Origin of the sequence: Brevundimonas sp. UBA4553, assembly GCF_002387245.1 — a bacterium.
GTDB lineage: Bacteria > Pseudomonadota > Alphaproteobacteria > Caulobacterales > Caulobacteraceae > Brevundimonas.
Window position 1 is genome coordinate 64,824 of the sequence record NZ_DGLD01000018.1, and the last position, 13,307, is coordinate 78,130.

17 protein-coding genes and 1 tRNA gene are annotated in these 13,307 nt (G+C 63.3%); 8 read left to right on the forward strand and 10 right to left on the reverse strand.

Annotated features, from left to right (window positions below; all coding sequences use genetic code 11):
• Window positions 1-7: 7 nt before the first annotated feature.
• On the forward strand, window positions 8-1,201 hold the full coding sequence (gene metC, locus B4A39_RS12090; protein ID WP_292036841.1) for a cystathionine beta-lyase: 1,194 nt from the start codon (window positions 8-10) through the stop codon (window positions 1,199-1,201).
• On the opposite strand, the gene B4A39_RS12095 is transcribed toward metC, so the two are convergent.
• The 6 genes from B4A39_RS12095 to B4A39_RS12120 all read right to left on the reverse strand — a co-directional run bounded on the left by B4A39_RS12095 (window position 1,160) and on the right by B4A39_RS12120 (window position 4,842).
• Window positions 1,160-1,236 (reverse strand) — tRNA-Arg (locus B4A39_RS12095). The two genes, metC and B4A39_RS12095, sit on opposite strands and share 42 nt — an antisense overlap.
• Window positions 1,237-1,351: 115 nt before the next feature.
• Complete coding sequence (locus B4A39_RS12100; RefSeq protein ID WP_292036768.1) at window positions 1,352-2,677, reverse strand: hypothetical protein; 1,326 nt, start codon at window positions 2,675-2,677, stop codon at window positions 1,352-1,354.
• Window positions 2,678-2,917: 240 nt separating this feature from the next.
• A complete protein-coding gene (locus B4A39_RS12105; RefSeq protein WP_292036769.1) occupies window positions 2,918-3,178 on the reverse strand; it encodes a hypothetical protein in 261 nt (86 codons plus the stop codon).
• Between the two features lie 267 nt (window positions 3,179-3,445).
• Window positions 3,446-3,706, reverse strand: a complete 261-nt coding sequence (locus B4A39_RS12110; RefSeq protein ID WP_292036770.1) for a hypothetical protein — start codon at window positions 3,704-3,706, stop codon at window positions 3,446-3,448.
• Window positions 3,707-4,186: 480 nt separating this feature from the next.
• On the reverse strand, window positions 4,187-4,651 hold the full coding sequence (locus B4A39_RS12115; protein ID WP_292036772.1) for a Lar family restriction alleviation protein: 465 nt from the start codon (window positions 4,649-4,651) through the stop codon (window positions 4,187-4,189).
• Window positions 4,651-4,842, reverse strand: coding sequence for a hypothetical protein (locus B4A39_RS12120; protein ID WP_292036773.1), 192 nt, complete (start codon window positions 4,840-4,842; stop codon window positions 4,651-4,653). Before B4A39_RS12120 ends, B4A39_RS12115 begins: the two co-directional genes overlap by 1 nt.
• 264 nt (window positions 4,843-5,106) lie before the next feature.
• On the opposite strand from B4A39_RS12120, the gene B4A39_RS12125 reads away from it, so the two are divergent.
• Window positions 5,107-6,897 (forward strand): hypothetical protein, encoded by a 1,791-nt coding sequence (locus tag B4A39_RS12125; RefSeq protein WP_292036774.1) that lies wholly within the window; start codon window positions 5,107-5,109, stop codon window positions 6,895-6,897.
• On the opposite strand, the gene B4A39_RS12130 is transcribed toward B4A39_RS12125, so the two are convergent.
• Entirely contained in the window at window positions 6,894-7,829 is a 936-nt protein-coding gene (locus B4A39_RS12130; RefSeq protein WP_292036775.1) for a methyltransferase domain-containing protein, read from the reverse strand. The two genes, B4A39_RS12125 and B4A39_RS12130, sit on opposite strands and share 4 nt — an antisense overlap.
• A 293-nt stretch (window positions 7,830-8,122) precedes the next feature.
• Between B4A39_RS12130 and B4A39_RS12135 the strand changes: the two genes are divergently transcribed.
• From B4A39_RS12135 to B4A39_RS12150, 4 genes are all read left to right on the forward strand, one after another.
• A complete protein-coding gene (locus tag B4A39_RS12135; protein WP_292036778.1) occupies window positions 8,123-8,386 on the forward strand; it encodes a hypothetical protein in 264 nt (87 codons plus the stop codon).
• On the forward strand, window positions 8,383-8,997 hold the full coding sequence (locus B4A39_RS12140) for a peptidoglycan-binding domain-containing protein (protein WP_292036779.1): 615 nt from the start codon (window positions 8,383-8,385) through the stop codon (window positions 8,995-8,997). The genes B4A39_RS12135 and B4A39_RS12140 overlap by 4 nt, the downstream gene beginning before the upstream one ends.
• On the forward strand, window positions 8,994-9,290 hold the full coding sequence (locus B4A39_RS12145) for a hypothetical protein (RefSeq protein ID WP_292036780.1): 297 nt from the start codon (window positions 8,994-8,996) through the stop codon (window positions 9,288-9,290). Before B4A39_RS12140 ends, B4A39_RS12145 begins: the two co-directional genes overlap by 4 nt.
• A gap of 141 nt (window positions 9,291-9,431) precedes the next feature.
• On the forward strand, window positions 9,432-9,746 hold the full coding sequence (locus tag B4A39_RS12150; RefSeq protein ID WP_292036781.1) for a hypothetical protein: 315 nt from the start codon (window positions 9,432-9,434) through the stop codon (window positions 9,744-9,746).
• 131 nt (window positions 9,747-9,877) lie between these two features.
• Here B4A39_RS12150 and B4A39_RS12155 read toward each other — a convergent pair whose 3' ends face one another.
• From B4A39_RS12155 to B4A39_RS12165, 3 genes are all read right to left on the reverse strand, one after another.
• Window positions 9,878-10,183, reverse strand: coding sequence for an ETC complex I subunit (locus tag B4A39_RS12155; protein WP_292036783.1), 306 nt, complete (start codon window positions 10,181-10,183; stop codon window positions 9,878-9,880).
• Window positions 10,184-10,262: 79 nt separating this feature from the next.
• A complete protein-coding gene (locus tag B4A39_RS12160) occupies window positions 10,263-10,565 on the reverse strand; it encodes a sel1 repeat family protein (RefSeq protein WP_292036785.1) in 303 nt (100 codons plus the stop codon).
• A 76-nt stretch (window positions 10,566-10,641) separates the two neighbouring features.
• Window positions 10,642-11,361: a glutathione S-transferase N-terminal domain-containing protein gene (locus B4A39_RS12165; protein ID WP_292036787.1), complete on the reverse strand. Its 720-nt coding sequence runs from the start codon at window positions 11,359-11,361 to the stop codon at window positions 10,642-10,644.
• A gap of 178 nt (window positions 11,362-11,539) precedes the next feature.
• Between B4A39_RS12165 and B4A39_RS12170 the strand changes: the two genes are divergently transcribed.
• Entirely contained in the window at window positions 11,540-12,094 is a 555-nt protein-coding gene (locus tag B4A39_RS12170) for an RcnB family protein (RefSeq protein WP_292036789.1), read from the forward strand.
• A gap of 163 nt (window positions 12,095-12,257) precedes the next feature.
• The gene (locus B4A39_RS12175) at window positions 12,258-13,274 is read left to right on the forward strand and encodes an RcnB family protein (RefSeq protein ID WP_292036791.1); all 1,017 of its coding nucleotides are present in this window, start codon (window positions 12,258-12,260) and stop codon (window positions 13,272-13,274) included.
• Window positions 13,275-13,307 lie beyond the last annotated feature (33 nt).

Consider the following 13,307-nt stretch of genomic DNA (forward strand, 5'->3'; position numbering starts at 1 on the left):
AGCCCATATGCCTCGCCTTTCCGACCGCACCCGCCTGATCGCCTCCGCCACGCGCCGCGGCCAGGGACGGCGGCCGGTCAATCCCCCGGTCGAACGCGCCTCCACCATGCTCAGCGACGATCCGGCCTCGATGCAGGATTCGACGCCTGGCCCGGTTTACGGTCTGGACGGGACCGGCGCCGCCCGCGAGCTGCGCGCAGCCCTGGCTGATCTGGAAGGCGCCAGCGAGGCCTTCCTGGTCCCCTCCGGGCTCGCCGCGGTCACTGTGCCTCTGCTCGCTCTCCTGCGCCCGGGCGACGAGGTTGTGACCAGCGACGCCGTCTACGGGCCCACCCGCCGCTTCCTGACCCGCCACCTGGCTGCCCGCGGGATTGCGACGCGCTTCCATCCAGCGGACGCCTCGACGACCGACATCCTGTCGCTTTTTAGCGAACGGACGCGGCTGTTGCTGATCGAATCGCCCTCCTCGCTGACCTTCGAGATCGTCGACGTCCCCGCCTTGACGGCCGCCTGTCGGGCGCGAGGCGTGCTGACGGTGATGGACAACACCTGGGCCGCAGGCCTGGCCTTCCGCCCGCTCGGACATGGCGTCGATGTCAGCGTCCAGGCCGTGACCAAATATGCGGCTGGCCACTCCGATCTGCTGATGGGCGCCATAGCCGTCCAGGACACGGAGATCGCTCGCGCCGTCCTGCACGCCATCGAAGACATGGGATGGCACGTCTCGCCCGACGACGCCTGGCTGGCCCTGCGCGGCCTGCGCACCCTGCCGCTGCGATACAATGAGGCGCTCAAATCCGCGCTTCAGGTCGCCGAATGGCTGCAGACTCAGCCGGAGGTCGAGCGCGTCCTCTTCCCGCCCCTGCCCAGCTCGGTCGGCCACGACCTGTGGCGGCGCGACTATGCAGGAGGCGCGGCCCTCATGGGCGTCGTCATGAAGGGGGGCGACAGATCTTCGGCCCACGCCCTGATGGGCGCCCTCAGCCTGTTCGGCATGGGCTATTCCTGGGGCGGCTTCGAAAGCCTGATCACGCACGAAACCCCGCAACTGGCCTGGCGCCAGCATGCCCCGAGCCTGGCCGGTCAACTGCTGCGCCTGCATGTGGGGCTGGAAGACCCCGCGGATCTGATCGCGGATCTCGAAAAGGGTCTGAAAGCCTGGCGCGCCCTGCAGGACTCGAACCTGCAACATCCCGCTTAGAAGGCGGGTGCTCTATCCGGTTGAGCTAAGGGCGCATTGAGCCGGAAAGCGTTGCTCCGTAAGGGGTTTCGGATCGTCGGGCAAGAGAACGAATGCCGACCGTCTGACTCCCGTTAGATCGGTCCGTCAGACTCTGTGCGCGTGATGTTCTCACGCGACCAGCCCCCGTTTCCTCTGAGCGTTCATCGCCACGCGGCTGTCGCGCGGCATATAGACCTTCAGGATTTCGTTCGCGCTGGACAGACTGTGGCCGGTCACGCTGACGATCTCCGGCACCTCAGCGCCGTGGCGAGCTAGCTGCACGACGCAGCTATGGCGGATGGCGCGCAGCACCAGGTGACGCCCTCCGGCTGGCAGAACGAAGCGGGTTCGGACATCACCAAAGACATGGGACAGGCGCTCGACATTGGCGAACGGCTTGGCCCCGTCATCCCAGTTCGGACGCTTCAGCATCATTGTTCCGTCGACGGTCGCCACACATCCTTGCACGCGCAGCTTTCTCAGGGCCTTGCCCACGGCAACATCGCTGATGCCGAGCGTCTTGCCCATCTGAACAGCGCTAGGAATGGCCCCGACGCGCTGCCCCTCGAACAGCAGGTCGAGCACCAGGGACGCCGTGCTGCGCGCCGCCGTGGTGTCGTGGAAGAGATAGAGTGAGCCCGGCCGCTCAATCATGGCGAGGATGGCCCTCAGGCGGTTGCTGACGGGTATGGCGACCGGCTGGGCTGTCTTGCTCTGATCGAAGCTGAATACGCCCTCCTTGGGCAGGTATTCGCCGCCGCGCCGAAACAGCACCACATCGGTCAGGCGCTGCCCGATCTCCCACTCGGTGAGGATGATCGCTGCGAGGTCGGGATTGCCCGCGGCGAGCGCCGCCCAGACGTATGTGTCGACGTCGGCCTGCTCCCAGATCGTCACCCGCGACTTCGGCATGGCGACCTTCACCTCGTCGACAGGATTGTCGGTGCGCCACTTCAGACGGACGGCCTGCGCCATGACCATGCGCAGGACCTTGCGGACGTGATAGCGGGTTGTCGGCCGGTCATCGTAGATGCCGATAAACGCTTCAATGTCCGGCACCGTCAGGTGCGTGGGGTCAGGATTGCTCGCCGTCTCCCATGCCTTGATCTCGCGCAGACACTCTTCGTAACCCTTGTTCGTCCGTGGCTTGTTGTCCTTCCACGACTGAGAATTCTGCCAAGCTGTGATGAGCGTGCTGAAGGTGCGAGCGTTCGGATCGACTTTCGGTGCGCCGTCACGTGCCGCCATCAGCTCAGCGTAGAGGCGTCTGGCGTCAGCCTGGATCCGCGCCACCTCGGCAGCATCTGTCAGGTCCCCCCGCCTGCCCTCAATCGGGAGCGGACGCGTCGAAGGCCAGTGTGAGGGCCGGAGTCGTGCGGGCACCTCGAACAGGACGCGCGCTGTCCCGTCCTTGCGGACCCGGACGCTGACGTACTTGCCCAGCTCTTGCTGCACGGATGGCATCGGGATCGACCTTTGGTGGGGCGGCCACTACGGGCGCCGGTTGAGATTGGACCAGATCAAGCGCGCGCAGAACATCCGCGAGGCGCCACAGGTTTTCGGAACCGCGATCGCACGGCTCGAGCAAATATCGCCCTTCCCGGCGCCGGCGGGCGAAGGTGCGAACCGAGATGCGTCCGAGCGCGCAGACCTCAGTAGTCGTCAACCGCGGCGGGAGGTCAGGAGGAACGCCGCTCATGGTTTCGTTCCTGGTGCTGGAGGGAGGGCGTCTCCGAGGCGCTTTGCGGCGAGATGCTGTTCCGTAGAGCATCCTGTGAAGATGGGGCCGCTGTCGTCAGCTTCATCCATCATCCAACCGACGAAATAGGCTCGGGCTGCGTCGGCAAGTTTTGTCTGGCGCTCCACCAACTCGCGGATGCAGGCGGCGGCTTCGGACACAAGCGGATCAGCGACAGCATATTGAGCGCGACCCTCCAGCCGCTTCACCAGTTCCATAGGGTCAGTCATTGGCGCGCCCCGTTATGGGCCGAGAGACTTTGCATTCCCGCCGGAGAAATCAGAAGCTGGCCGCGCTTAGACGACCCATAATCGGCCTTAGACAGCCAGACGATGTTATCGTCTCCAATTATTGCCACCAACTGGTCTAGCTGCTCCGGCGCCATGCGAGGAAGATCGCGGTAGACCCACCCATCCGCACGATAAGTCTTGCCGGTTATCGGTTCTCCTGGCGGGCACCAATCCCAGCCAGCATCCTCTACGACCTCACCCACGTTCGGCCTCCTTGCTGATGATTTTTTCAGCGGCGAGCGGATAGTTCAGTCGCACCCATTCGGCGGCAGACGCTAAGTCCTTCTCTCCATTGATGCGTCGGATCAGGACAGTGAGCAGGCTGTCTATGTCCGACAGGGCGCCTTCGTAGTTCAGGCGCTCGTCAGCCAGCTTGCGCTCTGCTTCGGTGGCGTTGACGGATTGCTCGGCTGCATAGCTCCGAGACGCCCTGGTTAAGGGGACAAATTCGACCATTCGGCACAACGAAATCCGAGAGGTGATTGAGGCCCTGTCGAAACCCCAAGCCCGCGAGGAAGTGCAGCCGGTGAACGACGGTGCGACCTACTACGGCAAGGATTGCCCCGCGGGCATGGTGCAGGTTGAGTTCGTCGGATGTCCGCCGTCAGAGCGATACGGCGAATACGGATGGAAGCCGACCAAGACTGCTTTCATCGAGCTCTACGTCGATGGTCTTCGGTATCGGATCGACGCGGGCGACATCGGGATGAACTGCTTCGATGGAAAGCCCCGACGCGGTGTCCATATCAACTACCCGATAGGGGCGGAACTTGGCGACCGCAGCATGAACGCTCTGAACTTGGCTAACCCCCGATCGGAACCGTTCTGGCAGCCATCACCAATCACCCCGCCCGCGCCAGAGGCTGAGAAGCTGCGGGCCATTTGTCAGCGCATGGCTGATGACTTCCAGTCCAGCGAAACGCACCACCCCAACCACTACCTTGTTAATCGGTCGGATTTCGAGGCGATGACACAAGCCCTCACTTCGTCGTGCAACTCTTTCGCCAGACGATCACGCTCACCCCGCAGCGCCGCGACCTCTGCGATGAGGGCTTTGACCCCCCGCATTGGAAACTCGCGTAGGCCGTCATCGACGTGGGACAGGTCGCCGTCATCCTCTGCATCAATGGCCGCGTCCCGCTCATAGTCGTCGATCCAGCGCGCCAGTTCCGCATGATCGCCGGATGAGGCGAGGGCTGCGCGGCGGTTCCATCGGGCCTCAGCCTCGCCATCTCCGTAATAGGAAACGTGCGGGTTGGGGCAGTCTGGCGCGATGCACTCGATCATCGTGCCCGTTCCGTCGCCGGATGGGTGTCGCTCGGGCTGCGAACCACAGAACGGACACGGCTTCAGTTCCACCTTCTCGCGCGGGCTCATGGTCTCAGGCATCGGGGCGGTCATCAGTTCTCGCTCCAGTAATATTGGTCTTCGTAGAGGGCGTCCGCTGGTGTCGGCATTGGATCTGACCCGCGCGTGTCGTCGTTCGCTTCCCACGACCCAGCCGACATCGACCAAGCCTCAAGCGGCGTGATGACGTATGGAGAGCGCAACAGCAGGAAGGTGTATCGAAGACGCCAAATCAGCTTGCTCATTCCCCCGCCTCCCCAGGTGCTGCGGAGAGGGCTTGGCGGGCGGCGGCGTCACGACGGAAAGATGCGTCATCGACGAACACTCCCGCCCCGCAGTCCGGACAAGAGACCAAGGCGTGATCTTCATCGGTCGGCGGTGTGTATGAGAGATCGTACGGTTCGGGCCAGGTCGTACTTGGCTCGCCAGTGCAAAACTGCACGGTGACGGTAGATCGATTAGTCGTTGGCGCCAGGGAAAGCCAGTTCTCTAGGGCTGCCCCCCTCTCGATGCCTGCGCTCAATGCCGACAGCAACAAAGGGACGGCGCGCCAGCAAGACCTGATGCGCCTGATCCGCCGCGCGATCATCCAGCCAGTGGGTGCCGACCCCATATCGCCACAGGATGTGATCGACGCGGCCCAAGCCGTCGCGGGGAAGCTGAATGTTGATTTCTCAAACCTGTCGGTGACGGGTCAGGCCGTCTTGGACGGCAAGGCGCTATCCAACCTGTCGAACCTGCAGCCGGTCAACTATTTGCTTGGTGGCCCACTTATAACGTTCGACCCGGTCGGCAACGGTTGGCCAACCAAAGGTCATTTCCATCTATTGTTTGACGACACAAACGAAAGCGTCAGCGTTCGCCAGTTCGATTTCGCCCTGGGAGCCAACTATTCTAAGGGCACGCCCGGCACCGGGGGTGGGAGCGAAAGCGGCCCTGGAGACGAGGGCGGCAAGGTGTTGCTCTACGGTGGGGTCAATATGCGTTCTGGCTGCTACAAAGCCTGGACGATGAACTTGTTAATGCACCTCGACACAGGTGTCACGCCTGAGTTCGTCAACATCGTCGAGTTCGACATCGACAATCACTCTGGCTCAGACTTTGGCGCCGGCATCGGAGCGGCCGGAATCGCGGCTCCCTCCGTCTATGGCGTTACCGTCAACGGCGGCAATCCGGGCAACAATACCGTAACTGCGGGGCACGCCCTGCTGGGATCGGGTATGGGGCCAATCTACGAACGCGGCTATATGGTTGGTCCTGGCTCAACCAAGCAAGCGGCCTATGATGACTATTCGAACGCGACCGCATCTTATCGCGATCTCGGCAATCACGCCTATGGCGCGGATTTCTCCGGCACCTATTCCGCACTTGGCGTGCGCCTGCCTAATGGGGTCTCTTACGGCGCCAAGCGCGCCGACAACACCAACGCGTCGCTGGCAGTGCTAGACGCCTCCAACAACCTTCGCCTTGGCGAGACCGGTGTCACTGACATTTTTGTCGGTGCCTCAATCTACCCCAATACGGACAACCAGAAGGCCGTCGGGGGCGCATCACAACGCTTCACCACGATCTATCTGGCTAACAACCCGACCGTCAGTAGCGATCCCATGCAGAAAACCGGCATGACGGGGCTGTCTGAGGAAGCCCGTTCCGCCGTGTTCGAAAGGGTCAGCGGATATTCCTATCGGTTCAAAGTCGGGGGGACAGTGCCGGTCGTGCGGCGTGAGCCGCGTTTGGTCCAGGCCAGCGAAATCGCCTGGGGCTCTCATGAGGTGATTGAGGTGGTGGACGGCATCGCGACCCGCCGTATCGAAATGGTAAAGCAGGAAAACCTTCTGTGGGACGAAGCGCCCCTGCTAGACGAGCAGGGTAATCCTGTCATGCATGAGATCCGGGAACTGGATCTAGATGATGCTGGTCAGCCCCGCATGATCCGCATGACGACTCCGAAGTTCGACGAGGCGGGAAATCCAGTTATCGGCGCTGACGGCCGTCAGGAAGATCAGGTTGTCGAGGTTCCAGCAAAGCGCAAGCGCATGGTTCAACAGACCTATCGCATTCCCCGCATGGTGGAAAAGGAGGTCGACGTTGAGGCGCAGGAAAGCCGTCCTGGACGGCGTCAACACTTCGGCTTCGACGCCAGCGAGTGGGCCAAGATAGGCGAAGACCTAGGCTGCGACTTTGGCGGCTACGTCGAAGGCGATGGGGGCGAAATGATGATACGACCCGACTACCTGCTTCCTTTCCTCTGGGAAGAGGTCAAGGCGTTGCGAGCGAAAGTGGCCGCCCTGAACCCCTAACGCTCCCCGTGCGAATAGCCGAGGTCGTAAACGTCAGCCGTGTTGGCTGCCCACTCGACCTTCGGCTCGCCGACCTTCCTGACCAAGCACGCGCTCACCAGATGGTTCATGGATGTGCTGACGTCCTCATGGCCAGCTTCTCCGATGAGTTTGGGGACCACGAAGGCCGGGTACCGGTACTGCGCATCGACAACTTCAAACCCGGTGTGGGCGTTAAAAAGCGCACTCCAGGCGTTCTTCGAAAATCGCCAGAAGTCCCATGGCTCATCGTGAAGAGGATAAGCCGAATGCGACTGGATATAGGCCAGGCCGCCAGGCTTCAGTACCTTGCCCATTTCGATGGCCACCTTCCACGGCATCAAAAGGTGCTCGAAAACTGAGATCGAGAAAATGTAGTCGAACCGCTTGTCGATCACGTCCGACATGCTGTGGGCATCACCGACCACATCAACATTCGGGCCGGAGGTGATGTCGATCCCGGTGTATTCGATGTCGTCAGGGAACAGGCCGCGATAGGAGTTTCCGCTCCTGGCGCGACTGCCGAGTTCCAGCAGGCTCCCCTTGGTCTCATGGACCTTGCTGATGAAACCCTCGATCAGGGCTTTGCCCGCATAGTCTTCCCCAGCGATGATGAATCTAGCTGGATCGGTCAGCACCACGTCGATCCGCAACTGAACCGTGAGTCGAGTGCGGTCTATCCTTCCTTCGGGCAGCATGGCGACCAGCACAAAACCCCAAGTCGCTGCGTCGGGTTCGTCGAAGAAAGAAGCGACGTCAGCCCTAACGACTCTTTCCGTCATGAACGGCAGATCTCTGCCGTCCAAGAGGATGCGGGGGGACAGAGCTCGCGCCCAGCCACCGATGTACAGAGCGCGCCCGAGAATCGACACCTGATCAAGATTGTAGTCGAGAGCGTCATCGCTGATGGGCATGGTGTCAGTGTCTCGTCGAGGACGCCGGGCGCGATGCCAGCTTATGTGAATCCATGGGTTCGCCATGAGGATCTCGATCCTCTGAACGGGCTACCTCTTTCCATCCGTGCTTGCGAAACGCTTCCTGAATGTTCCGCCACGTCCGGGCGGCGGGATCGTCTTTCTTGCTCATAAATCAAACCTAGCGGCCTGACCTTCCCGCGCAACCCTTTGTCGCTTCAAGCGGTGCATTCCAGTCGTGGGAACAACCGCGATTATGCGGCATGACCTCCGCGCGTCCCCAAAAGCTAGATTTGATCATCGGCGCCGCAGCCGCAATCGAGCACTCGCGATGGCCGAACCGTCTGAACTATCTGGCCGGTTTGACCGGCGTGCTCGTGGTGATCTTGGGCCTATCGATCTATTTCGACAAACCCGCCTTCGTTGTCTCGACACTTGCCTGGATGATCGTCTTCGCGGCGACCCTGACCGTGGTCACGCCGTCGGCCGAACAGATGACGAAGATGCTGGCGCAGGTGGCCGCCATTCGCGCGGGAACGAAGGGCGATGCGTCGTGAGCGTGATTTCAGACGACGCTTTCGTTCGGCTATTTCAGGAACGCTTTGGCCTGACGGTGGATGGCTGGGCCGGGCGCGATACGGTCGCCAAGCTGAACGACCTGAAACCGCCGACGATCACGGCGGCGGACCTTTTCGCGATCCCGGCTGACTATTGGCCGATGCTGTCGAAGATCGAGAGCGACGACAGACCCTACATACAGGCCAAATCGTCGACGGCTTCCGGCCTCTATCAGTTCATCCTCAAAAGTTGGGTTGGTGAGGGCGGCGCCTGGGGCAAGGACGCCAAGGGCGAGTATATCCGTCGCCCGGCGTTCGGCGGTCTGAAGCCGTCGCCCGAAGAGCAGTTGCAGCGCGTCAAGACCTTCACGGCCAAGAACGTCACCTATCTGCGCGAGCGCGGCATCCCGATTAACAAGGCGTCTCTCTATGCCGCGCACTTCTTCGGACCAGTGACGGCGGCGGCGGTGATCGCCGCCGATGTGGAAGCCCGTGCGGATCTGATCGCAGGGGAAGCCGCGACGAAGGCGAACCGATCGATACTGGAAGACAAGACGGTGGGCCAGTTCCTGAGCTGGCTGAAGGGCAAGACTGGCGAGTGGGCGCGATGAACTGGCTGATCGAGAACGTCCCGTTCATCGTCCTTTTCGCCGCCGGCGTCGCTCTGGTGGCGGTCGCATGGCGGCTGCTGGGGATCAGAGGGGCGTTCGGCGCCCTCGCCTTCCTCGCCACCGTCCTGCTGTTCCGTGAGGGCCGCAAGGACGGCCGCCAATCTCAAGTCACGAAAGACCGAGCCGATGCAGACCGCGCCATTCGGAAAGCCGACGACGCCCGCGTTGATGCTGCTGTGCGCGATGCTGACCCTGAACGGTTGCGCCAGTCTGACGGGTTCCGCCGTGATTGAGGCCCCGGTCGCGGGCGCCAACACCTTCTGCGCAATCGCCAAGCCGATCACATGGTCGAGCCGCGATACTGATGAAACGATCCGGGGCGTGAAGGAACACAACGCCGTCGGGGTACGCTTATGCCACTGGGAGGGCGCCGGGTGACGACGGGGAAGCAGACGGTGGCCGGAGCTTACGCCAAGATTGAGAGCCATGAGCGCGAGTGCACCTTGCGCTATGAGGCCCTTGGCGGCGCGATCAGTGACGTGAAGGGCGAGACGGAGGCCATCAAGAAGGGCATCCGCATGGCGCTCGGGATGCTGGCTACCATTGTAGTCAGCCTGATTGCCTGGTTGGGCAGCCAGCTTTACGGATATGTGCAGCGTGACATCGCGGCAGCCCGTCCTCCGGCGGTCGCACAGGCGCACCAGACCGTCGGACTCGCCTCGACCGCGCCAGTCATTTCAAGGCCTTAGCTGGCCGGAACCGACCGGGAACAGTTGGGTCGATCCGTTCTAGTTCAATAGCTTGCCACCGCTTAGAAGGCGGGTGCTCTATCCGGTTGAGCTAAGGGCGCCTCGGCCTGGACCGCAGCGGTCGCCCGAACCTAGTGGGTCCAGGACTGCTTGCGGTTGGTGGCGAAGTTGTCGGCGTAGGCCTTGAGGATCAGCGGCGCGTCCTGCGGCTCGTGCAGGCGGAAGGCGATGCCGTGACGCTCGGCGTACTCAACGGCCTCTTCCTTGGTTTCGAAGTTCAACCGCACCTGACCGTTCATGTCGGTCGTGCTGGTCCAGCCGGTCAGCGGGTCTTGGGTGCGGGCGGAAGCCGGTTCGAACTCCAGACGCCAGTCGTGGGTCTTGGCCTTGCCCGACTGCATCGCGGTCTTGGCCGGGCGATAGATGCGAGCGAGCATGGGAGGAATCCTTCGGCGACGGGTCTTGGCCGGGTCCATAACCCGACCTCGTCGCCTGGTCCAGCCATCCGCAGCCAGATCAGGCGGCCAGCGTGCTCGAACCGGCGTCGATCCAGCGGCGTGCGGCGCGCTGGGCCTCGGCGATCTCGTCGTGCTCCATCTCCTGGCTCAGGTCGCGGCGATACTCGCGCGCCTCGACCGATCCCTTCATGGACGCCAGGTTGAAGATCATATGGGCCGAAACCCTATCGACGGGGCAGCCGTCCAGCCCGGCCGAATAGGCCAGACCCAGCCGGAACAGGGCGTCCCCGTCCATGTCGATCGTGGGCAGCGGCAGCGCTGCGGTTTCGATGGTCTCAGGCGCGGTTTGGTGCGCGGTCATGTCGGTTCTCCAGGCCTTGGTCATTCTGACCGTGCCGTTCGAACTGCATTCAAATACCGCCGGTTTGAAATTAGAGTTAACGCGCCCGCTGGCCGAAAAGAACACGCCGCGCCGCCTCGGCCGCCTGGCCGGACGCGGCCAGATTGGCGCGCAATTGCTCACCTACGCCCCTGCCTGCTCTGACCGCCGGTCGCGCTCCGACCCGCTCCATCCAGGCGGCCAGATGCGGAAACTCGGCCAGATCCTGCCCCTGGTGCGCCGGCAGGATCCACGGCCAGATCGCCATGTCGGCGATGGAGTAGTCCCCGGCGACATAGTCCCGATCCGCCAGCCTCCTGTTCAGGACGCCATACAGCCGATGCGTCTCGTTGGTGTAGCGCTGCACGCCATAGGCGATCTGACGCTGGTCCCTGATCATCGCGGGCGCGTACTGGCGGAAATGGTGCGTCTGGCCCGCCATCGGCCCCAGACCGCCTACCTGCCAGAACAGCCACTGATCGACCTCGACCCTCGCCCGCAGGTCGGAAGGATAGAACTGGCCCGACTTCAGACCCAGGTATTGCAGGATGGCTCCGGACTCGAAGATCGACAGCGGGGCGCCGCCGGGACCGTCAGGATCAACGATGGCGGGCATCCGGCCATTGGGGCTGATGGCTTGAAACGCAGACTCGAACTGCTCGCCCGCCCCGATGTTCACCGGCCTGACGACATAGGGCAAACCCATCTCCTCCAGCGCGATGGAGATCTTCCACCCGTTCGGTGTGGGCCAGTACCAGAGCTCGATCGGCTGGGTCATCGTCATCGCCTTCCACTCGCGTTCAGACGCCAGACATGGCCTGCGCCCGATGAACAGACAAGGCGCAAACCTGACATCCATGTTCAGGACGAGTTCATGCGCCGAACTCGAACCTGCGCTCCTGTTTCAACGGGCCGTCCGCAGCTTTCTTCGGCGCCCAGACTACGGAGACGTAGAGATGAACCGCCTCACCAAGGCCGCCATCGTCGCCCTGGCGCTGACCACCACGGCCGCGCCGCTGGCGACCCAGGCGCAGAGCCGCGATCATCGCGAATATCGCCAGGACCGTCGCGATGACCGCCACGATCGCCGGGATGATCGTCGCGAATGGCGCCAGGATCGACGTGACGACCGCCGTGAGTGGCGTCAGGACCGCCGCGACGACCGCCGGGACTGGCGACAGGATCAGCGCCGGGTGGAACGCTGGGACCGCAACAATCGCGACTGGTGGCGGGGCCGGCCTGAGTTCCGCGACTATCGCGGCGCCCGCAACGGCTACTGGTATGCGCCCGGCCGCGGCTACTACCGCGTCGATCCCCGCTATTACGGCTATCGTTGGCGTCAGGGCGGCTATCTGCCCTCCGCCTATCGCGGCTACTACGTGGACGACCCCTATTATTACAACCTGCGACCGGCCCCGCGCGGCTATCGCTACGTCCACGCCAATAACGACATCCTGCTGATCGCCGTCGCCACCGGCCTGATCGCCAGCGTGCTGCACGACGTCTACTAGAGCGTTCCGTCAGGACTCGGAAATCACCCCGCAGAGCACGGCTCTGCGGGGTTTCATTTTGAAATGCTGCACGTTTCCAGCGATCCGCGTTCAGCCGTGGTTCATGGCGTCGACGTCAGATTGGTGGTCAAGCCGCCGGGATCGGCGTGCGAGGAAGACGACCATGAAACGTTCTCTGATGGTGTTCACCGCCATCGCCAGCTTCGCCCTGCCCGCGCTCGCCCCTGTGGCCACCCTGGCTCAGGAACGACAGGCGCAGGCCGAGGATTCGCCGCGCGCCCAGCGTCAGGCCCCGCGCGGCGATCGGGCCGCATCACCACAGCAGCGCCGTGACGAACCCCGCGCGTCCCGGCCTGACCGCCCGCAAACCCGGCCCGACACGCCGCGCCCTGATCGCCCCCAGCGTCCGGGCGGCGAAGGCCGTCCCGGCGCCGGACAACCGCGTCCTGATCGTCCCGATCGCCCAGGTGATCAGGGTCGCCCAGAAACGCCGCGCCCCGAGCGACCGAACCGTCCCGAGCGCCCCAATCGACCGGACCGCCCTGACCGCCCCAATGGTCAGGGGCCGAACCGACCAGATCAGCCGGACCGGCCCGATCGCCCCGGAACGCCGGATCGGCCGAACCGTCCGGATCGTCCTGATCGCCCCAATCAGCCCAACCGTCCTGACCGCCCCGACTGGAATCGGCCAGACCGTCCCGGGTCACAGCAGCCAGGACGTCCGAACCGGCCGGATTGGAACAGGCCCGGCCGTCCGGATCAGCCTGGTCGGCCCAATCGCCCCGATCGTCCCAACTGGAACAACGACCGCGACTACCGCGATTTTCACAACCGCTGGAATCGCGATCAGTGGCGGCGCGACTGGAACCGCAGCCATCGCAGCGACTGGTGGCGTAACGACAGCCGCTTCCGAGGCTGGAACGGCGTACGCCTCGGCTTCTATTTCGCGCCGGGCTACGGCTACTACAGCGTGCCGCGCACCTATTGGAACCGCCAGTACTACGTCGGCCAATACCTGCCGGACATCTTCTGGCGCTATCAGGTCAACGACTGGCGGACCTACGGCCTCGGCTACCCGCCTCCGGGCACTCGCTGGGTCTACGTCGACAACACGATCTATCTGATCGACGAATACGACGGCTACATCATCGAAGTCGTCCGCGACGCCTGGAACTGGTAGTCAGCGCCGGACAAAAGAGGCCCCGGAGAGCGA